At 59.6% G+C, this 22,598-nt stretch carries 7 protein-coding genes; 6 read left to right on the forward strand and 1 reads right to left on the reverse strand.

Translation table 11 applies throughout. The annotated features are described in order from the left end of the window. The first annotated feature begins 40 nt into the window (after positions 1 to 40). From RIG82_11055 to RIG82_11065, 3 genes are read left to right on the forward strand one after another with little or no spacing between them, the layout of a single operon-like run. Complete coding sequence (locus tag RIG82_11055; GenBank protein ID MEQ9461476.1) at positions 41 to 1,447, forward strand: Type 1 glutamine amidotransferase-like domain-containing protein; 1,407 nt, start codon at positions 41 to 43, stop codon at positions 1,445 to 1,447. After that, on the forward strand, positions 1,444 to 2,703 hold the full coding sequence (locus RIG82_11060; protein MEQ9461477.1) for a hypothetical protein: 1,260 nt from the start codon (positions 1,444 to 1,446) through the stop codon (positions 2,701 to 2,703). Before RIG82_11055 ends, RIG82_11060 begins: the two co-directional genes overlap by 4 nt. After that, complete coding sequence (locus tag RIG82_11065; protein MEQ9461478.1) at positions 2,700 to 4,322, forward strand: Na+/H+ antiporter NhaC family protein; 1,623 nt, start codon at positions 2,700 to 2,702, stop codon at positions 4,320 to 4,322. Before RIG82_11060 ends, RIG82_11065 begins: the two co-directional genes overlap by 4 nt. Positions 4,323 to 4,332: 10 nt before the next feature. On the opposite strand, the gene RIG82_11070 is transcribed toward RIG82_11065, so the two are convergent. Then, positions 4,333 to 5,832 carry a M14 family zinc carboxypeptidase gene (locus tag RIG82_11070; protein ID MEQ9461479.1) on the reverse strand — a complete coding sequence of 500 codons (1,500 nt, stop codon included), beginning with the start codon at positions 5,830 to 5,832 and terminating at the stop codon, positions 4,333 to 4,335. 396 nt (positions 5,833 to 6,228) lie between these two features. Here RIG82_11070 and RIG82_11075 point away from each other — a divergent pair, with 396 nt between their 5' ends. The 3 genes from RIG82_11075 to RIG82_11085 all read left to right on the forward strand — a co-directional run bounded on the left by RIG82_11075 (position 6,229) and on the right by RIG82_11085 (position 22,468). After that, positions 6,229 to 6,993 carry a hypothetical protein gene (locus tag RIG82_11075; GenBank protein ID MEQ9461480.1) on the forward strand — a complete coding sequence of 255 codons (765 nt, stop codon included), beginning with the start codon at positions 6,229 to 6,231 and terminating at the stop codon, positions 6,991 to 6,993. 1,367 nt (positions 6,994 to 8,360) lie between these two features. Then, a complete protein-coding gene (locus RIG82_11080; protein MEQ9461481.1) occupies positions 8,361 to 21,206 on the forward strand; it encodes a Calx-beta domain-containing protein in 12,846 nt (4,281 codons plus the stop codon). Beyond that, positions 21,203 to 22,468, forward strand: a complete 1,266-nt coding sequence (locus tag RIG82_11085) for a hypothetical protein (protein ID MEQ9461482.1) — start codon at positions 21,203 to 21,205, stop codon at positions 22,466 to 22,468. Before RIG82_11080 ends, RIG82_11085 begins: the two co-directional genes overlap by 4 nt. Positions 22,469 to 22,598: the final 130 nt, after the last annotated feature.

Genomic DNA, 22,598 nt, shown 5'->3' on the forward strand with positions numbered 1-22,598 from the left:
TTCTGAGCAAACCACGACACCAAACGAACGCCGACCGACCATGAGAAGCCTCATCCTTTCCATCCTGGCTCTCACCATCAGCTCGACACCGACGCTCGCCCTCGACTACTACCTCACCGGCTCTGCTTCCGACAGCAACGCAACACCACAGCCCGGACTTGTCCTTGCTGGCGGCGGGGCCGATGTCGACTCCGCCATGACCTGGCTCCTCAATCGCGCCGCTGGCGGAGACATCGTCGTGATCCGCGCCTCCGGCTCCGATGGCTACAACGACTACTTCTACAGCGATCTCCCCGGCACACAACCCAACTCCGTCGAAACCCTTGTCTTCCGATCACGCACTGACGCCTTCAACTCCTTCGCCATTGACAAACTCCAGAACGCCGAAGCCATCTTCATCGCTGGCGGGGACCAGTCCCGCTACGACGACTACTGGCGTAACTCACCCATCGAGGACATCCTCAACACCAAAGCCGCCAACGGCGTCCCCATAGGCGGAACCAGCGCAGGTCTCGCCATCCTCGGCTCAACCGCCTACGTCGCGCAACGAAGTTCCGTCACCTCCACCGAAGCCCTCTCCAACCCCTTCCACCGCAACGTCACCCTCCAACACGACTTCCTTACCATCCCCTACCTCGATGATCTCGTGACCGATTCCCACTTCACACAGCGCGATCGTGAAGGCCGACTCGCCACCTTCGTCGCCCGAATCCTGTCCGATACCAACGCCACCACAGCACGAGGAATAGGCGTCGACGAAGCCGCCGCCCTCACCATCGACGCCTCCGGCTACGCCACCTTCCACGGCCCCACCAACCGCTCCGCGACCCTCCTAAGCGTCTACGACCCAGACATCAACCTCCCCCCAGGACAGCCGCTCAACCTCGGACCCATCGAGTCCTACACCCTCACCACCGGCGGAGCCTTCCGACTCCCTTCCTGGTCGCCCGTCGGCAACACAGCCACCACACGATCATGGTCCGCCTACAACCACGGCAACCTGATCAACCTCGGGAACCTCGGCGACCTTAACCTCGACACCCTGGTCAACACCGCCGACATCGACCTCCTGCTCACCGAGCCAACCACCCCAGGTGCCGACCTCAACCTCGATGGCACCGTCAATCAACTCGATCTCGAATACCTCCTGGTCATCGTCCTCGGCTCAAGCATTGGCGACGCCAACCTCGACCGGAAAGTCGACCTCGCTGACCTCTCGACCCTCGCAACAAACTTCGGCAACACCAACGCAGCAGCGGCAGGGGGGTGGGCCGCTGCCGACTTCGACGGCTCCGGTAGCGTCGACCTGATCGACCTCTCACTCCTCGCGACCAACTTCGGCTTCAAAGTAGCCGTCCCTGAGACAACCAGCACATCACTCCTGTTGCTCGCCCTCGCATCACTTAACCGTCATCACCGTCGCAACCACCCGAAGGCTCAAGCATGACGACCCACTGCACCAACCACGCGCCCGGCCGCGACGGCAAGCACCCCGAGCCCTTCGAGCTGGCGCTCCTGCAGGAGGTCCTCGCCCAGCCCACCAGCCCCTTTCACGAACAGAACGTCGCCGCACTCGCCTTCGACACCGCACGCGACATCGGCTGGGACGCCCGCGCTGACCACGTCGGCAACATCCTCATCACACCCACACCACAAACTCAGCCCAAACTCATCCTCACCGCCCACATGGACCATCCCGGCTTCTGGGCCCTCCGCAACCTGCGTCCAGGACGACTCCTCGCCCAGTGGATGGGCCGCGTCCCCGCCGAGGCCATGATCGACCAGCCCGTCCGCTTCTGGACCTCAGGCCAGCCCATCACAAGACTCCCCGGACTCTGGTCCAACCCCGACTCCACCGCCCGCCTCGGCGGCCGCCCGGTCGATGGACACCTCCGCTCCATCCTCGACACCAACGACCTCAACAACCCCAGCCTCGTCGAAATCGACATCGACGCCAAAGTCGATCCCGGCTCCATCGGAATGTGGCAACTAGACGAACCCCAGTTCGTAGAAGGTCACGTCTGCGCGCGCGCTATAGACGATCTGGCAGCCGTCGCGACGCTCTTGATCGTCGCCAAACGCCTCAGTTCGACACGAAACGCGCCCGAAATCGGCTTCTTGCTCACCCGCGCTGAGGAGGGCGGCTTCTTCGGAGCCATCGACCACTGCCGCAACTTCACCAACCCCAAACACGCCCCACTGCACGTGGGCCTCGAAATGTCCATGGCCCGAGGCGACGTCGCCGTCGGCACAGGCGTCGTCCTCCGCGTTGGTGATCGCCGCACCACCTTCAGCCCCAGAGTCACGGACTGGGAAACCCGTGTCGCCTCTGCACTTGCGGACAACGATCCCAACTTCCTCCACCAGCGACAGTTAATGCCCGGCGGCTCCTGCGAGTCCACCGTCTTCGAGGCCTTCTTCGGCCGTGCCGGTGCCCTCTGCCTTCCTCTGGGCAACTACCACAACGTCACACCCCAAGGCGACATCGCACCCGAATACATCGACCTCGCTGACCTCCGAGACCTCATTGAACTCTGCGTCGCTCTAGCCCGCAGCCCCTTCGACGGCCAGTCTGAGCTACCCGCATTCGCCGCATGGTGGTCCGATTACGCCGACCGCCACCACCACCTGTACACTTCGGCCAACGCCTCCGCAGACCTGAATGTCGGCGTAACCGATGCCACGATCAGGAGTTCCACATGAGTGATCCAGGACCAGCCAAAGCCTGGACCATGCCACCAGCCCTCGTGATCCTCTCCTGTGTCCTCCTCCTCGCCGCCATCGCCTCCATGACCGTCCCTCGCGGCACCTTCGAACGCGAACAACGCTTCTTCCCCACCCTCCATCGCGTCACCGTCACCGCCCCAAACACCACCCCCGCCCAGCTTGCCACCAGCAACGGCCTCGATGCCTCAGATTCCTGGCGCGCGCTCAACCCGCAAACCCGCCAGCCAATCGAAGACCTCTCCGACTATCAGGGAAACGATGTCCTGCTGGCTGGATCCGACGGCTGGAACCGCACCGTCGTCATCCCCGGTTCCTACAAGCGTCTCTCAGATGACGACCAGTCACGCTGGTCCGAACTGCCCACCGTCATGGGCCGCGTCCTGCTCGCCCCCATCCTCGGCATCCAGGACAAAGCCCAGATCATCGGCTTTGTCCTGCTCATTGGTGGAGGCTTCGGCATCATGCTCGGGACCGGCGCCATCGACCGCGGACTCCGGGACGCCGTCCTCGGACTCGAAGCCGCCCACCTACGCCTCCTGGTCATCCCCGTCAGCTTCGCACTCTTTAGCCTCGGCGGGTCAGTTTTCGGCCTGGGTGAGTCCACCATCGCCTTCGTCCTCATCACCATCCCGCTCGCGATCCGGCTGGGCTACGACACCGTCACAGGCGTCGCCATGTGCTACTTCGCCTCGCAGATCGGCTTCGCAGCCGCCTTTATGAACCCCTTCACCCTCGGCATAGGTCAGTCCATCGCCGAACTCCCCTATCTCTCAGGCTTCGGCCTGCGCGTGACGATCTGGTGCATCATGACCGCCCTCGGCATCGCCTTTGTCCTCTGGCACGCCGAACGCGTCCGCCGCGACCCCTCCAGATCACCGACCATAGCCCTCGACCTCGAACGCCGAGCCCACGCCGAATCAGCTGAAGATCACCACGGCGAACTCACCCTCCGGGACGGCCTTGTGCTCATCGTCACCCTCGGCTCGATGGTTGGAGCCGCCTGGGGCGTCTCCGCCTGGGGCTGGTACATCAACGAGATGGCCGCCTTGTTCGTCGGCTGCGGCGTCCTCGCGGGCATCTTCGCCGGACTCAGCCCCCAAGCCATGGCCAAGCGCTTTATTGAGGGCACCGCCATGATGGTCGAAGCCTGCCTGATCATCGCCGTCTCGGCTGGCGTGGTGATCGTCCTCCAGCAGGGCCAGGTCCTCGACACCCTCCTCCAGACGATGGCCGACCCACTCGCCTCGCTGCCGGGTTGGCTCGCACCGGTGGTCGTGATGCTCGTGCAGGCCGTCATCAACTTCTTCGTGCCCTCAGGCTCCGGACAGGCCGCCATGACGATGCCGATTATCACACCTCTCTGCGATCTGATCGGTATCGAGCGTCAGGTCGGCGTCCTCTCTTTCCAGTTCGGCGATGGCCTGGGCAACACCCTTATCCCCACCTCCGCCGTCCTCATGGGCGTGCTCGGCGCAGCCCGCATCGACTGGGCCGTCTGGGTCCGTTGGGTCCTGCCCTTCGTCGTCTTCCTCCATGCTGTCGCAGCCGTGATCCTCATGATCGTGACGCAGGGCCCCGCCTCCTGGCTGACCTAAGTCCTACCTCTCATTCCGCGAGCACCCGCATCACCGGAATGATGCCGTCATCCCCCACGGTCGCGCGGTACTTCTGCCACTGATACAAGCCGGCGCTCATGTGTGGGTCGAACACCGCGATGGCCGCTCGAGCCCGCATTGGCGGCATACCCGTCAAGTCGATCAGCAACCCGGCGTCGGCTTCACCCTCCAACGCAATATCATCCGCAACCGCCACGGTCTGCAACCCGGCGTACCGGTGATAACGCTCGTCATACGTCTCGCTGACGCTCACCAGCCGCAGAATCTCCAGCTTCTCGGGTCGGTCGTTCACAAGAGAGGCCGGGATTCCATGTCGCTTCGCCAAATCGCCATACACCTCCGCGTGCTCGGCGGGGATGTAGTAACCCACTGGCGTAACAACCCGGCGCTTGACGACTCGGGTCGTCCGATGGTTCGGGGCCGCAACGATCAGCGTCTCACCCTTCTCCACGTCGATCACCGGAATCGTCCGCCCCTGGCGCTCCTCACCGAGAGCCTCAGGCAGCGCTTCACCCCAGAACGTGTCAACCGGGATAAAGTTGGGCAGAGGCTCACGCTTGGCCCGTGCGAGTCTTGTCCTCGCCTCAGACCGCATCTCACCCGGCAGAGCGATCGCCAGCCAGACCAGCAGCCGGTGCGCCCGGGCCCGCACACCAAGATCCGCCTGCGGCTCCGCCGCCCCACGAACGATGCCCGACTCGATAATGTAGCCCAGCGATCCGCTCTGCAGCGCCATCCCGTTGCGAGCATCATCTGGATCAAGCGTACTAAAACGCAACTCACCGCCGGGCGGTGCATCCCCCACCAGATAACGGCTGTAGTTAATGCCCGCAGAAGCCATCACTGGCGCAACCCGCTCAAGCCATAGCTTTCCCAGAACGTAGTAGCTGTCCGGCAGCAGGGCGGTGTTGGCTGTGTCCATCATCACCAGAGGCCACTCCAGGTAACCCTGCGCGGTGTAATCGCCGGTATCACGACGAAACTCGTGACAATCGATGATCACGTCCGGTTCGATCCTCCGTGCCAGCGCGTGAATCGCCCGCGTCTCCGGTTGGCTCAAAATCAGATGATCTCGGTTGAGATCGAAGTTCTCTGCATTCCGACGCTGATTCACCACGAGGCCGTCAGGGTTCAGCGTCGGCACGATCCAGAGCTCGGTGTTCGTCGGCAGTCGCCCCAGATCCTCAGCGAGATCAGAGATCAGAGTCAGGAGCCCCTCACGTCCAGCGGGCTCGTTGCCGTGCTGTAATCCGATGAGCAGAACGGTCCATGGCTTCTGCCCACACCCACGGTCCGCAGACCGGAAGCGCACCCCACGAATCGTGCGTCCCTCATGCGTTTGGCCGACTTCAGTTACATCCACACCCCGCTGGTCACTCAGCGCGTTAAGCATGTCCAGTTCGCGCTCCCAGGGCGTGACCGCCGAGAGATCAAGATCACGGTCCACCCAGCGCGGCACGCCCTGAGCCGACGCTCCAGGAGCGACCATCAAGATCAGGAACAACACAACACATTGGTTGGGAATCATTTGTTTCATAGCTTCACCCGAAGAGCGTTGATTGCCCGTGCGTCAGTCTGAACCTTACCCACGACCTGAAATACATGGCGTTAAACCCAGAGTAAAGATAGGTAAGCCATTAAAAAGATGCTTGCTGCTGACAGGATTCAAGGTATCCTGTACTGCGATGAGCGCGGGGCACCGCTTCATTAAACAAGAAGGAGCCGCACGTCGGGCTGCCTGATTGCACCATAAATCCGTAGCTCGCTCGTCCTTCTGGATGAGTCAGCCACGAGATCACCAACCAAACAACTCCGGTCCGGAGGCCAGAGAACACAGTGGCCTGTGTTGCGTTTCACCTTGCTCATGTTTGAGAGGAGAAGAACGATGAATCGAGTTGATCTGAATCGAATGGTCTGGACTACAGGGCTCGCAGCGACCCTCATGGCCGGTACGGCCGCCCACGCGGTCGTCCTCAACGAAGTCCGTCACGATGACCCAGGCGGTGATACCGAAGAGTACGTCGAGTTGTTCGGAACGCCCGGCGCATCACTTGACGGTCTTACCTTCGTCGTGATTGGGGACGATTCAAGCGCTTCCAAGAGTGGCATCATCGAGTCGATCGTCTCGCTCGATGGACAGACCCTTGGTGCAAACGGGCTTTTCCTGATCGCGAGCGACGTGCTGGCTCAGGAATCAGGTTTTGACCCCTACCTCGCCAGCGGGCCCGTCGATCTCACCACCGACGACCTGGTCCTCGAGAACGGCGACAACGTCACATATCTGCTCGTCAGCGGTTTCACCGGTACACTAGGCGATGACCTCGATGCCGTTGATGAACTAACCGAGCCTACGCTCGACTTTAAGCCCTGGTCCTCCATCCTCGACGCCGTCTCACTCTTCGATGGTGATAACCTCGGCGATTTCGGTAGTTCGGAAATCAACTACGGCCCAGGCGAAGGCTTCGTCACCCTTGGCCCCACGGGTACCTTCCCGCCCGCTCACATCTTCCGCCTTCCTGGTGGCGGCGCGTGGCAGATCGGTGAGTTCTCCGGTGCCGTGCTCGATACCCCTGGTGCCCCCAACGTCCCCGCGCCGGCATCGGCAGCGATGATCGCACTCGGCGGGCTGGTAGCGTTCCGACGACGCTGAATAGAGAGCCTGATACGACATCTTCTCAAGCCGACCGCACCTCCGTGGCGTGGTCGGCTTTTTCACGGTCATTCGGCTTATAGGCCACGATCATTCGGCGAAGTTTTATAGCGATGTCCGCATGAGAACTTACGATTATTCCGAATGTCATGAATTACGCTAAGTTTCCCAGTGACCAGAGGCTAACAGCAGCTGTTGTGACCTTGAAGTTCTTTACTTCAAGCTGAGTTTGTTGACCTGCAACCCGGAACCTGATCCAGGGGAAGTGAGAGATCTGGGATGATTCCGACCAGGGTTTTCGAAGGAGCCTTGGCCATGAAGAAGTCTCGGTTTACGGACGAGCAGATCTCGATCGCGTTACACCACGCCTAGGACAGCAAGCGGTTGGATGTTTCTCCAAGTGGCAGACGCTTAGCTGGTCATGGCTTCGATGATCCAGTGCACCATCCGTTTCTGCTGATGGGTCAGCCGATGCCAGACTGCGACCAACTGCGACCAACTGCGACACCGAAGGCACTGACTGATTCACTACAGGCGAGTCAGTACTTACCTGTAAATCTCTGTTGATAAGTAACTTGCAAAAGATCTCCTCAGGACTGTCGATCCGAAGGTTGCGGGTTCGAGTCCCGTCACCCTCGCTTAAGTATCTGTTTCTACTGGGTTTAAGAAATGCGAGAGCGCCGGACCAGATGTCCGGTGCTTGACTGTGTTTATGACGTTTTTGGGGTGGGCAGCGCGGATATTGAATTCGTTAGCCTGCGCCGATACTGACTGATTCACTGACTGTGATCCGATGGTCAAATGGCCTGATTGGGACAAATCCAACATCGCCAAGGCCAGTCCAAAACTGCCCTTAAGTCAGCACCACCTCAGCCTCCCTGGCTTAATGATCTCCTCTGGACAATGACGCTGCCGAGTCATGAACCTGTTCTTCCTGTAGTAGGTGAAAGACTTTATCCGGGATTCAGGACGGACTCGCTTGCAGGGGGCAGGTCATTGCAGAGCACAACAATCTTCTGGACCCTCGCTATAGGCCAAGATTTAGTCGCATGGCCTCCATAGCGAGTCCTTATGCATGACTCATGATAAATTTCCGCAAAAATAGTCTTTGTGCGAGCCGCATTAGCCAGTATGTTGCAAGGTAGAAAGTTGTTGGGGAGCGACTCAAGCTAAAGCTTTAGGTGAACATGGATAGAAGGCTGAAGGGAAAACAGCGTCGGTATGCTGGCCTAGAGGCATTTAGAGAGGCATACTCTGTCGATGACGGCCCGTGTCACCCCCGTGTCCCTTTCACCGGGCCCGTCCCCAACCAAAGAGGAGTCGAACGGCTCGAAGAGCGCATCCTGCTGAGCGGTTCAGCTTGGCTGGTGGATGATCAGGACGCTGGCGTCGCGGCGGTGGTTCAACGAGCCATCTTTTACAACAACTCGACGCACGATAGTTTTGATGCCCAAGCCGGTATTAGCGACGTCCCCGCGATTGCTGTGGATAAGCAGGTGCTGCTCCCCGGGGGCAGCGCCGGTTTTAACCATATCACCAGCTACGACGCGGGCATCAATGGTGTGATTCTTGACATCTCCAGCCTTGCTGATCCCTTGAACCTTTCTGGTGAGGATTTTAGCTTTCGTCAGGGCAACAGTGACGATGTCACGATCTGGGGCGATGCGCCTGAACCGTTCGAGATTCTTGTTCGGCCTGGCGCCGGGTCTAGTGGCACCGATCGTGTGCATCTTGTTTGGCAGGGCAATAATCATGACGGCACCGTCGATCCCCATGAAGCCGTCAGTGGGGCATGGCTCGAAGTACGTGTTCTCGCCAATGAAACCACCGGTCTTCAGTCTGAGGACGTTTTCTACATCGGCAACACACCGGGCGAGAGCGGCGACAGCACGAATTCTTTAACGGTCGATGCCACCGATGAGCTTGCCGCTCGGAGCAACACGTCCTCGTCGGCTGACGTGACGAACCCTTATGACTTCGATCGTGATGGAGTCGTGGGCCCCGACGATGAACTCATCAGTCGGACTCACCAGACCACCTTCTTGGATCGTCTGAATCTGATCACGCCAGAGCCTGTTGTTGCACAGGCCGTCTCGATCGCCATCGGTGACTGGTTTGTTCTCTCGGGGACCCAGTATGTTCTCGCTGGTGCGGGTGACACCGATGCCGTGCTCAGATTGTCTGATGCAAGTGTGACGTTTACCGATCTGCCCGATGATTTTGGTGTCGCTGGCATCGGATCGCTCGATCTGAGCCTTGGGAGCATCACGGGCTATGACGACAACGGTGATGGTCAGATCGACGGCTTCTCATTCTCCGGTTCTTTCACGCTAGGCGATATCAGCCTGGGTCTCGGCGGAGCACCACTACTCACACTCAACCAGCTAACGCTTGGTGTCGACGGTTTTACCTTCCGTCCGGAAGCCTCGGGCGATGCGATTCAGACTGGTGCAATCACCTTCGATACCGCGGGGTTGAGTCTGCTTCCCGGCGGGCTTTCAGGTGTCCTGCCTGATCTCGATGCCTCAGCAGACGGCGACAGCATCCCCATTCCCAACGTTGGCTCCATCGACATCGCCACCGGAGCTTTTACCCTCGATATTGCCATTCCCTCGGGTATCGGCAGCTACCTCATGCTTGGTGGCTACGTTCCGCTCGAGTTGACGCGCATCCAGGGCCAACACACGCCGGGCGACCAGGGTGCAATCAGCTTCACGCTCACTGGTGTACCGAGACCGCAGTTGCTGGTCGACCGTCTCTCATCGCTGCTTGGGGTTTCGGCCAGCCTGACGATAGGTCTTGAGGTCTACGATGTAGGCAACGATTCCTTCGTGCCCGTGAGTTCCGATGCGCCCTTGAGCTTTGGGCTGGTCTTTGCAGACGGCACGCTGAGTCTTGCCGATACCCCGCCCGTCCGACTCGCCCTTGGAGATATCAATGTCCCCCTACCAGCGGGTGCGGGAACGCTGGAGCTTCAGGGACATCTGACTCTCGGGGGCTTCAGCAGTGATGGCATCCCTCAGCCGATGCCCGCCGCACTTGGTTCTCCACTCGCGGGTGAGCAGGTCTTCCTTGAACTCACTGCCGTCTCGTCTTCGAGCCTCGGCAGTGTCACAGGGGCGCTCGCCGTTGGCGGGGTCTGGTCGATTGCTAATGGAATCTTCGCAGCCGACCTCTCTGGTCAGGCGACGCTGGAAGCCTCGGATCTAGCGATCTTTGGCGTGACGGGGTCCGGTACGGTTCGACTCAACTTCGGATGGCCGCTGCTTCTCGACGGCAATCAACTCGAGTACACCGGCGATTTCGAGATCACCTCGATCCAGGCAGAACGTTTTATTGTTTCCGTTCCCAACATCGCGACGTTGACGGTCGAGAGCCTGACCTACCTACCCAGCCCCGGGCCTGACGGTCTCATTGCCACGGCGACCGGCTTCACGCTTGAGTTCGAGGGTCTGCTCGACCAGCTCGATGCAACTGCTGCGATCGACACCATCAATCTCTACGACGAGGACGGCGATGGGTTGAGCATCGAATCCTTTGAGCTATTTGGGGGATCGTTGGTGATCGGGCCGTGGCATACGAGTGTTAACGGCACCACGGTCTTCGACTCGGGCAGCATGACGCTGACTCTGGATCGTCTGAGCAACAGAGGGGGTCTGGTTGCTGGCGAGATCGTTCTCTCTGCCGACGATGTCACGCTCTTCCCCAGCGGCCCGCTCGCGGTTGCCGTGACCGACGACAACCCGGTCGATGACACAGCGGCTTTTGAGGCTACCCTCGACACCAGCACCGGTGCTCTGGATATCGCGGCCAAGCAGGTCTCGGCTCAGCTCGCAGGTGTTGTCAGCCTCTCGGCCCCAGCGATAGGGAACGTACCGGCCATCGCCTTCCGACTGGATCGCCAAGCCGAGTCCGATGATGTGCTGATCGACTTCGGGCCTATCACCGGCACCCTTCCGGCTCTTGAAGCCAATGACACCACGCCGACCGCCATCGTCAGTGGTCTTGCCATCCGCTACAGCGGCGGCGTTGAGCTCAGCTCCTTGGCTCTTTCTCTGCCCAGCAACTGGCAGAAGCAGCTCGGTGTCACCCTCGTCCCGGTCACCCTGAGCGGCCTGGCCGTCACCTTCGAGACGCTCGGTGATGGAACGATCGATCTCGGCACTTTCCGGCTCGACACCACCATCGTGATCAACACCGTTTCACTCGAACAGCAACTTGGTAGCGTCCTCGGAACAATCCCTACCGTTTCTGTACAGAGCTACGACAGCGATGGCCATCTCAGGGATCTCTCCGCTGGCGGAACCCTCGATGCCACGCTTCTTGTCGATGGGACCGACATCACACTCACGAATGTTCCAGGGCTCGTTCTCGGGCTCGAAGACTTCGTGATCGAACTGCCCTTCGGCCAGACTCTTGACCTGGATGGCTCCCTGATTCTTCCCGCGCTGGACGGGCAGGGCGGTTTGGTTGCTTTGCCAGCGTTACTGATGCCCGCCAGTCTGCAGGGTGATGATCCTGTGCCGCGTGCCGTGCTCTCGCTCAGCGCAGTCGCAGACACGGCCCAGGGCACCCTCGGCGCAGAAATCGTCGTTGGTACATCAATCAGTCGCAGTTCCGTGATCGACTCGTGGATCTTCAGCTTCAGTGGTGAGGTCACCCTCTCCGGCGACCTCTCGTTCATTGGCGGGAGCACTTCGGGCAGCACCACAGCAGATTTCTTCTGGGTCCTCTTCTCTGGGGGCGGTTCCACCGGGGGCCCGACAATCTCCGGTGGCCCGCCGGAGATCCTTGGCGTGCTCTTCGATCAGCTCTTCTTCGAGATCGACGACCTCGCTCGACTCCGTATCCCCAGTGCCGCCATCGATTTCTCCGGCACAACCCTTCCTGTGGTGGCGACTGCCGATGGTGCGACCCTGGAGTTCTTGGTTGATGGCCTCGAAGGTGTCTCGGGTTCTGTCGACAACATCACGCTGTATGACGATCTCGGAAGCGATGGCCAGATTGACGGTTTCTCCTTCACCAACCTCACGCTCGCTAACGTCGGAGACCTCACCTTCGGTCCTCAGTTTGACGGCACGAGCCTTTTTCAGCTCACAGACGCATCTCTCCAGATTCCAGAGATCACCTACCGGTCGAGCTCGCTGACCTCGGGTCTCCCGGATATCACCTTCACAGCGGCATCGACCGCGCTCAACCTCCCGAACGTTGCGGTCAATGCGGCTGGCCTTGCCATCGCTCTGCGACTCGATGAAAGGACTTTGGAGGCCACGGCTTCCTCACTGTCGGTCGGGGTCGGACCCTCGTTCGAGGGCGGGGCTTCCATCTTCGACCTTCAGCTGCTTAACCCGATCCTCACGTTGGACGACGACCCGCTCACCGACCTTCTCGCGATCAACGCAGCCTCCCTCGCCTTCGGCCCTGATGCTGGCCCGCTTGGTGGGCTTCTCTTCGCCATCAATCCCACCACCGAGAACCTCAATCAGGCTGTCCGCCTGAACGTACTCGACGAGCCATCCGGCCCAGAACTCCGAGTTGGTTTAGGCGAGTTAAGCCTCACCACTCAGGGCAACGGCGAGGGCATTCTCTCCACCCTTGGGCTTGGAGGGATCCTGCCTCTGGATATCGATACCGCCAGCCTTGGCTTTACCGCCACGACACCAGACGGCTACACAGATATCTCAGCTTTTGATGTGCGTATTGAAGGGGCGTTCGACTTCTCGGTATTTGGCGATCTCCCCTTTACTCCGACTGTCTCCATCGGGCAGACCCCTCTCGCCGATGCACCTGCCACAACCGTCGCCAACGATCTTGGTCAGAACCGATTTGGCTTCGATGTGGCCTTCGATTTCACCGGGACCAACGCTTTACCGGTCATCCCGATTGTTCAGGACCTTGTCATCGGCCTTTCTGGCCTGGAGTTGGGAGGTTTCGAGTTTGAGGGAGAACTCAAGCTCGCCGGTTACCGGGTCGATGATCAGGGCAATATCAACTTGCTCGGCTATGGCGTCAACGCCTCCGACCAGCCGGTACTGTACGACCTTGGAGAGGACGCCAACCCCAATCAGGGCGGAAACCAGAATGCCGACCAAGTTCTTGGTTCTCTCGAAGTAACAAGTGATAACCCCGGCGGTTCCGCCTCTGGAGTCGACTTCAGCTTCAACGGCATTGCTGCTGAACTCTCCGGTTCGATCATCGAGCAGGGGGGGAGCTCCCAGCTCAGCCTAGCTGGGGGGGTGCAGCTCAACGGGACTGTCGGGTTCGGCAACTTTCTTGTCCTCGACAGCCTGGCGCTTAACGGCTTCCTGGAACTATCTCTCGCCAATGATTTGTCTGGCGGTTCGTTTGATCTCGGACTGCTGTCAGTCAGTACCAACGGCTTAACCCTCGGGCTCGGGGAATACTTCGAGGCCACTGCTGGCGGGACCGGTGAAGAACCTCTCCTCCTTAACTTCTCGAACAATCCCGAGACCCCGTTGATCGAGGGGTTGTCGGTCCGCCTCGCTTCTCCGGCCATCGGCCTCTACGGCACCCTCGATGGCCTGGATATCTTCGCCGGGGCACTCCCGGACTTCAGCCTTCTGTCTGCTGTGACGATCGGTGTCGAGGAGGGGTCGGTGCTAGACACCTTGCAGGACTGGTTCCTGCCGATGCAGACCAACGAGATCAGCCTGGAGTTTCTCGCTGGCTTCTTCGAGACCAGTGAAGCCGATAGCAGCGACGGTCCGCCGGTCACGGGTATCGCCGACCCAGCTGCCATCAAGCTGCTGACCGATGGCTCCATCGGACTGCCCGGTTTCTTAGGTGACGCACTTGATGACGTTGGTCTCGAGGCCAGCATTGCCTATGCGGGCGTCGGCTTCGACATCGCCAAACTCACCGAACTCGGAGAGATCCTTCTGACCTGGGCTGGCGAGCTAGGCGGGCAGACGTTTGAGGCGTTCATCAACGGATCGAGTGCAGAGGTCATCCAGGCCGCCTTTGCCTCGGCCCTCCAACAGGCTCAGAGCCAAGGGCTGCCCTTTGGCATCCTCGAACTCGGCGAGGTCGTGAATCTTGACGATCTCAACGGGCTCGGCCTATCCATTGGGCTTGAGCTAGGTGACGGATTCGCCGCCAGCGGGGCGATCACCGTTGGGCGAGCCAATGCGAACGGACAGGCCGATTCGGACATCGACGATATCTACTACTTGGCTATCTCCGGTGCTCTACGCATCTCCAGCTACGGTGGTGGGGGCACGATCGTCCTGACAACCGCCGGGCCGATCGCCGCCACCGTCGACTTTGGCGTCCCGATCCCACTCGGCCCCACCACGCTGACACTCGGTGGCGGAGGCACGATCGTCTTTGGCCAAGACCTCCTCCAGAACGTGGATACCTCGCAACCGACCATCAACCCCGCCGATATTCCGTCACCCGCCGACTGGGACCTGACCGACATCGGGACTATCGAGGGCATCCTCGAGCAGCTGTGGAATGGAACGGGGATTGACCCGGTCTGGTCGCTGCCGTCCACGCTCGCCATCCGTGGCGAGTTGACCAGCCTGGCCGTGCTCGGGCTCGTCTCGGTCAACGGGGAGTTTGCCGCCTCGCTGCCGTCACTGGAACAACTCCAGGGTGGTCAGGGGCTTTCGTTCCTTGGCACGGGCGATCTGCGGGCGATCGGCCTGCCCTTCGCCACGGCTGGTGTCTTGCTCGACGCACGCGATCCCCTCAACCCGACCATCAGCCTTGGCGTTGCTGTCCCACCCGCCGACAACCCCCTGGCCTTCCTGTTCCCGGGTCGTGCAGACCTTGCCGGAACACTCAGAACCGAGGGCATGGTTGAAGCCTGGTTTATCGGACTTAGAACCATTCTCGATGGGGCACTCGCTGGTGCTAACGCCGGGCTCTCCGAGCTGATGAATCAGATCGCTCAAACGGTTGATGCTGATCGTCTCGCTGGCCGAGACAACGATCTGATTCAGCAGCTCACGCTACCGATCAACACCCCAGTCTCAGGAACTGGCCTTACGTCCGCGCTCGTCAGCCTGTTGTCGGGTCTCTCGGGACCCGCTCCCGTGTTCATCGACGCTCAGACACCAGACAGCCCCTGGACGTCCGCCAGTCTGGCCGTGGCAGCTTTTTGGCGTGAAGCACAGCAGACGATCACCACGCAGCAGGAGTTTGCCAACGTCATCGGCGATGCCCTGGCCGGAGTTTTTGCCGGGGCCGTGGACAGCGGGGATCAGGCCCTGATTGACGCCTATCAGGCGTTTAACCCCTCCCTTGTGCTTAGGGGTGCACTCCAGCCCTCGCTCCTCGGGTTTCCGATCGGTGACCCGTCTGATGAAGTCGATCTCGTCATCAACAAGAACCAGATCACGCTCGACCTGGAAACCACAAATGTTCTCCAGCGACTCAACGCGATTTTTGCCACTTCGGGCCTTACCGACCGTCTGCAGATCGGCTTCACCGCTCAGCTGCCGGGCAGCCTTATCGACGTCCTGATCAACCCCGACGCCACTGAATCACAGATCGCCGAAGCCTTTGGTGACGCGCTAAACCCCTTCACCGGATGGGAAGCACGCCTCGCTGGGACCATCGGCATGCTTGGCTTCGACCTCGCACGCGTCAGCGGCGTCGTCTTCGGAACCCAGGAAACGGACATCAACGGGCAGGCCATTGGCGGGACGCTCTTTGCAGAGGGTGTCTACAACTTTGGTTACCCCGATGGATTCGACTACGCCGGTGACAACACCGAACTCCCCTCAGGCCAGGAAGACAAGATCCCTGTCTACCTCCAGAGTAACTACGACAACATGACGGCCTTTGGCGGGCTGCTCCTCACCGGGGAGTTGCTCATCCCCGATCTCCTCCGTGATCCCGCGATGGTCATCGCTTCACTTGTGAGCCTGACTTCAGACGCGGGCAGCGACCTGGCAGGCCCATGGAGCCAGGTGAACGGCCTGGCAGGTCTCGACCTCTCGAACTTCGACGACATCATCGCCACCGGTGCCAGCGGGATCGAAGTTGTCTCCATCCTCGCCGACTACCTCACAGGTGTCGTCGAACTCTTAACCGATGAAGCTCCTCTCGGGACCCTGCAGCTCTATGCACCTAGCCCGGCCACACTTGTCGATCAATACCTCGACTACGTTATCCCCGCGGTCGTCGGTCCGCTCGATGGGTCTGGCGAAGTCATTCTTGTCGACCGCTTCCCGGGGATCGATCCGCTGGGCAACCCTGCTTTCGAGCCCGCATCGCCGGATGACGGGATGCCCGGGCTGCTGTTCGCCGATCTCAACGACAACGCCTTCTTCGATCGACCTATCGATCTGCTGATCCAGAACGGCATCATCTGGGCCGACACGATCCCCTTCGGATCAGGCACCGGCGACCTGCTCTTCGGATCCGGAGACGTTCAGGTCTCATCGAGCACGATCGCCAACGTCATGCGATACCGACTTGGCGACGTGGCTCAGGACTTAGGCACGGGTGTTCTAGACCCCGCCCCATCAAGCGATTTTGATCCGGCCTCTTCGCTCGGCTTCATCGACCTTAACCGGGATGGGGCCCTCGACTGGTCCGCTGACCCGACCACCGGCGTGGTCACCTTCCTCGAACCGATTATCGACAACGCCTCGGGCATCGAGCTGGTCGGTATCGCCTTCCTACCGGGCCTCGTGCTCTTCCGAGACGAACAGGCCCTGCTGCCCGGACAGAGCACCGACGGCTATACCCCGCCTACCAGTTCGTCTACTGGCGACCTGCTGATTGGTCTCAACGAGGGGTACGCCGACACCAACGCCAACGGCCGATTCGATCTCGGTGTCGATGTTCTCTACGACCTCAACGGTAACGGTCTGCCCGATGGTGAACTCTTCGTCGACTCCGATCTCAACGGCCGCTACACCAGGCCCGAACCCTTCCAGGACGCTAATGGCAACGGTATCCGTGATGTGTCTCAGAGCCTTACCGAGAGCTACACCGACCTCAACGGCAACGGCATCTACGACTTGGGTGATCAGATCATCGACCTTGGCAATGGAATGTACGACCTACCGGCATCACCGGTCTTCACCTTCGACGCCGTGTCATCCCAGGCACAAACACTGCTGGCCTCGGCATATCTCGATGGATTTGCCGACCTGACGCTGCTTGGCCTTGATCTTGGCAAGGCTCGCTTGCGAGCCGATGCCACCGGGCTCTACGCCGACGCCTCATCGGGCCCTTATGGCGTCGACCTCACAGCTGGCTTTGGATTTGCAGAGGTCAATGCCGGACAGATGATCGGCGAGATCATCGAGAGCCCACTCGCTACTTTGCCCGCTGGCAGCGATTTGGTTGAAGCGCTTCTCCCTGCATCCATCGCTGGCAACGCAGACGACTTCCTTGAGGGCCTCATTGGCTTTGCTCAGGCCTACTCGTTCCCGGTGCCCGTTGTGGCGATCGACGCTGGCTTCGATCTCGCCGCCATCCAGACATGGCTCAGCGAAACGCTCGGTCCCGCCGCCTCAGACATCTTCGAGTTCACAGACGCCTCAGGAACGCCGCAAACCGTCGGAGCCACCAACCGTATCGAGTTTTTCAGCCCCTTCTACAGCAACACACCCCCAGATCACCCAACGAACGACCCCGCTGACCCGCGCTACGTCCAGCCACCTCTGCGCATCAAGGACGAGATCCAACGCTTCGGCGGAGGCCGCCTCTCTGCTACCCTCAATCTACCCGGTTTTGTTGAAGAAGCGTTTGGGATCTTCGAGTCTCAGTTCCCAAACTCACCCGATGACCTCTTTCAGCCCGACTTTGCCTTCCTCGCTGCCGCCGACCGTCTGGCAATACCCTTCATCAACGATGGCGTCCTCCGTGCCGAGAACCTCCGGCTCAGTATTCTCAAGGACTCGGCTCTGGGAGGCTCTCAGGCCGAAGTCATCGTCAGCGCATCCGTCGGCGTGCTCGAAGGCCTAGGCGGGGGCATAGCCGGCGACCTTTCAGGACAGCTCACGCTCGACAGCAACGCAGGACTTTACGGTGCCCTGCTCGTCGAACTCGATCCCGGAACCCTCTCTCTGGGAAGCGAAGGCATTGTCACCCTCGGAGCCAATGCCGAGACTAGACTACTGGTCAATACCACCAACACATCGAAGACCATCACGCTAAGCACGACCTCGGGCCTCATAGATATTGACGTCGATGCCAACTCCGGTGCACTCTGGATCGATGGCACCCTGAACCTAGGCACTCTCACCCTCGACGCCGAGTTTCTGCTTCAATCCAATAGCGATGGTATCGTCCTTTACGGCGACGGTAGTCTCCGAGACAACGGACTCGCCGACTTCCTCGGACCCGCTTTCCAAACCGGCATTGATGTCACTTTTGCTGGTGGGATCCAGAAGGCCATACGCGCGGAGTTCATTACGATCGGTGGACGCCCCATCCTCAGGATCATTGATGACGGCGTCTACGGCGGATTTGTCTTCGATACCTCGGCCTCCCTCTCGATTGCTTCTGGTGGCAGCACACTCTCGGTGGGCTTCAACTCAAGCTCATCGACACAGAGCATAGACTTGGGTATCGATGGTGTACCCTCAGAATCAGTCATCCCACCAGTGTTCATCCCTTCAAATCTGCAGAGCCTGCTAACAATCGACCCCCAAGCAATCCGGCTTTTTGCACGAGGCAACCTCAGCCTTGATGGACTTCCTTATGATCTCGGGCTCAACGGCCTGTTCGCGACACAGATTGCTATCACTGGTGATGCCTTTGAGATCGATCTGTTCGTCGATGCCATCGCAGATCTAGGTTTCTTCGGCTCCGCGGGCGTGTCTGCCTACCTTGAACTCGGGGGCAGTTCAGCCAGCCCCACCGCAGCTGGTCATCTCGCGGTCAAAGCCTCTCGCTTCGGAATCAACAACCTCGCCGAAGTCAGCGGGGAAACCTACTTTGCATTCAATACCGGACGCTTTGTTGACGTACCGACTTTTATCAGTGACCTGGTCCCGGATATCGAGGTCGGTAGCGGGACGTTTGTCGAACTGGGGCTTCGAGACGCACGGATCGACTTCTTTAACGACACGGTCGCATTAGGTGGAGATGGAACGATCACACTGTCCGACAGTCAGGGGTTGACTGTCAGCGGAGGGCTCGGCATCCAGGTCCGACTCCCCGATGAAGTCACGGACCCCTTCGATGGGCTCGTACCCAACACCATCAGTTTCGGACCGGCTCTGCCGTCTGCGACTTCAGGATCACTCGCCAGCCAGAGCGGAACGCAGACGATGAGCCTGGCGCTCGCCAGTCATGGCGTGCTGACGTTTACACGCCAGACCAACGGCACGCTCGACATCTATGGCTACCTGGACTACCAGCACTCAGCATCACTCTTTGGTGGTCTCTTTGCTGCATCTGGCGCAGTTGATCTTCGGGTCAACACGACCTCAAACGGAAGAACCATCAACGGCAACTTCGTCTCAGGCAACAGCTTCGAGCTCGACCTCGATGGTTCGATGGTCATCGACCCAGGGATAGCCGGTGACACCAACGTCACACTCGATGGCGACATCAACTTCCGCGCCCTGGGCATCAATCTCGATATCACCGGTAGCGCCGATGTGACCGCCACCGTCCTCGGCAACGCCCTCTTCGGGGGCTCAGCTACGCTCGATATCAACCTCGTCAGCGGCAGCCTCCTTGAAGCACGATTTACGGCCACCTTCCAGCTCGCGGGCTTCGCCCCCATCTTCGGTACCGCCGAACTAACACCCTCCGGCTGCCTCGACCTCCCCGGTTTGCTGCCGGACGGATGTGCCACCCTCGAAATCGTCTTCCCCGACTCAAGCTTTGGTGAAGGCGATGGTGTCGTTGAAGTCGATCTCTTCCTAACCAACCCGGTTCCTCTTGACTCTCAGGTCGTCATCCAGCTCAGCGAGACCGACCCCGACATCACGCTGCTTGAGCCGATGGTGATCCTCAACGCAGGACAATCCAGTACCAAAGTCTCCGTCAGGATCGAGGAAGACACGTTTGTCGAGCCTGATGACGGCGCTTTCATAAACATCACCAGTGCTACGCTCGACTACTTCTTCTCGATCTTCGACGAAACCCTCACCGGCGACCTCCAGAGCTATCTCGAAGTCATCGACAACGACACCCCACACCTCGTCTTTGTTGAAGGCTTCGCGGCTGGCGTGGACCCCAATGGCTCCGGAGGAAACGGTACAGCAGCACGTTTTGAATTCAAGATTACAAATCAGTTTGGAGTGGATTCCTCAGTAACCGAATCCGTCACCGTCGACTACGTTGTCAGAACCAACCAGTCGACCGCGACCCTCAACTCCGACTTCACCGCACCCTCCGGCACCGTCACCATTCCCGCCAACACCCACCGCGTGATCGTCTCGGTCCCAGTCATCAACGACAATCTTGTCGAGATTAGCGAAACCATCACCCTTGAGATCACCGGGCTCTCCGGTGCAAGCAATGTCGATGTCGACCTCGATCGTTCAGGAACCGCCACCATCATCGATCAGGATGCGGCTCAGGTATCTATCGCCGTGACTGACGATACCGGAACCGAGGGCTTCGTCCTCGCAGCCGGATTACCACGGCTCGACCCCGCACGCTTCACCATCTCGCTCTCCAAGTTTTCATCCGTTGCCACCACCATCAGCCTCGACAACAGCGTACCGAACCTGATTATCTTCTTTGATCTAGCCACACCGGGAAGCGATTTTACCCACAACCCGACGGTGACCATTCCCGCCGGCTCCCTGTCCACCAGCCTCTCCGTCTCGATCACCGATGACCGAATCGTCGAAGACACCGAGATCGGTTACGTCCAGCTCGATGAAGTTATATCGGGCAGCTCCAACGTCTCGATCCTCCAGATCTCGAATCTCATCACGCTCATCAATGACTACGGCAGTTTCGTGATCAATGACAATGACAACTCGTTCCCCTTTCCACCGCCCGAGCCCACCGAGGAACCAGATACAAGTATTCTCAGCCCGGCCGTTCCTGCTGATCTCGAAACCTTCAACTGGTGGCAGTCACGAACAGCAGAACCCAGGCTCGGTAGCTTGAGCCCTAACTTACTTGACACCGATGATTCGAGACCCTTCGGCATCTTCGATGACGAGACCACTTGGCCTCTCGATCGCTGGCGCGACGCCAATCGAGAGCCATTCGAGCGACTCCGCCGACTTCTTGTAGTAGAGGAAGTGCAGGCATGATCAACCGCGCTCTACGCCTCCTGATAGCCATTTCATGCCTGCTGACTGCAACGGCAATGGCTCACGCCAGCATCACCCTGCACGGCCCCAACCACACCGATCAACTCGGTACTTACACCCTTCTCGAAGACACGCCCGGTCAGCTCATCACAATCTACGCCACCAGCGATGACCAGCCCGTTCAGGGAATCAACCTCAATGCTCAGATCGGAGACGGCCTCTCCAACGCCCCCTCATTCACATCGGTTGACCTTTTGGCTGGCACCATCTTTGAGACCAACAACACCGGTCTTGGCTCCGCGTCTGGCGTCCTGACCCCACAGGTCGCTTTCTACTCCACCACCACCGCTATCGGTACAGTTCTCGCCAACGGACTACTGGCGACCATCGAGATCGATACCTCTGGTTTCTTTGCCAGCGACGGGCCCTTCGATCTCATCCTCTCTCAGACCCTCAACAACCCGACCAACTTCGGGCCCATCACGCCCACCATCATCGACGGGGCCATCCTTCTCTCCTCCATCGCTCTCCCGGGCGACTTTAACGCCTCAGGTTCGCTCGATACCCAGGACCTCACCGCTCTCTACAACGGGTTCGGGCAGCTGGCCTTCGACCTGACTGATGACCAGCAAACCGACGCAGACGACCTCCAAGCCTGGGTTGAAACCCTCTACGGCTCACGCCTGGGTGATACCAATCTTGACCGAAGAGTAGACCTCATCGACCTCTCACAACTCGCGTCAAACTTTGGCACCACGACGACCACTTACGAGCAGGCCGACTTCAACGGCGACCGCACTGTTGACCTCATCGACCTCTCTCTACTCGCCACATCCTTTGGCTTCGATGGTTCGCAGGCCACACTTGGGGACGTGAATAACGATGGTCAACTCAACGTTGATGATATCGAGCTGATCTACCAGAACCTCGGCGATCCCAACTACGATCAGGATGGCGACGCCGACGCCGATGCCAACGACCTCGCTTACTGGGTCGTAACTTACTACGGCTCTCGACTCGGCGATGCCAACCTCGACCGAGCCATAGACCTCATCGATCTTTCAATCCTCGCAGGAAACTTCGGGGCAGTGGCCACAAACTTCACCGATGCAGACTTCAACTCAGACGGCCTGATCGACCTGATCGACCTATCCCAGCTGGCCGCCAATTTTGGCTTTACTGCGGTAGTGCCCGAGCCGCTCTCCATCCTGCCACTCGCTCTCATCATACTCATCCGCCAGCGAGACCTAAGAGATGATTGATTGCGCCCCTCTCAGAATCCTGATCCTTTTTTGATGCTCATTTCGGCGATAACTCGGCCTTCGTTTGGAAAGACTAGTTGTATGAAGAAGTCTCGATTAGCCGAAGTGCGGATCAAGTTTGCGATGCTTC

This window comes from Phycisphaeraceae bacterium (assembly GCA_040222855.1).
Taxonomy (GTDB): domain Bacteria; phylum Planctomycetota; class Phycisphaerae; order Phycisphaerales; family Phycisphaeraceae; genus Mucisphaera.

Excerpts from the sequence above, each read along its gene's own strand:
- RIG82_11075 (MEQ9461480.1), top strand. The coding sequence starts at position 6,229 with ATGAATCGAGTTGATCTGAATCGAATGGTCTGGACTACAGGGCTCGCA.
- RIG82_11060 (MEQ9461477.1), top strand. The coding sequence starts at position 1,444 with ATGACGACCCACTGCACCAACCACGCGCCCGGCCGCGACGGCAAGCAC.
- RIG82_11065 (MEQ9461478.1), top strand. The coding sequence starts at position 2,700 with ATGAGTGATCCAGGACCAGCCAAAGCCTGGACCATGCCACCAGCCCTC.
- RIG82_11055 (MEQ9461476.1), top strand. The coding sequence starts at position 41 with ATGAGAAGCCTCATCCTTTCCATCCTGGCTCTCACCATCAGCTCGACA.
- RIG82_11085 (MEQ9461482.1), top strand. The coding sequence starts at position 21,203 with ATGATCAACCGCGCTCTACGCCTCCTGATAGCCATTTCATGCCTGCTG.
- RIG82_11070 (MEQ9461479.1), bottom strand. The coding sequence starts at position 5,832 with ATGGTCGCTCCTGGAGCGTCGGCTCAGGGCGTGCCGCGCTGGGTGGAC.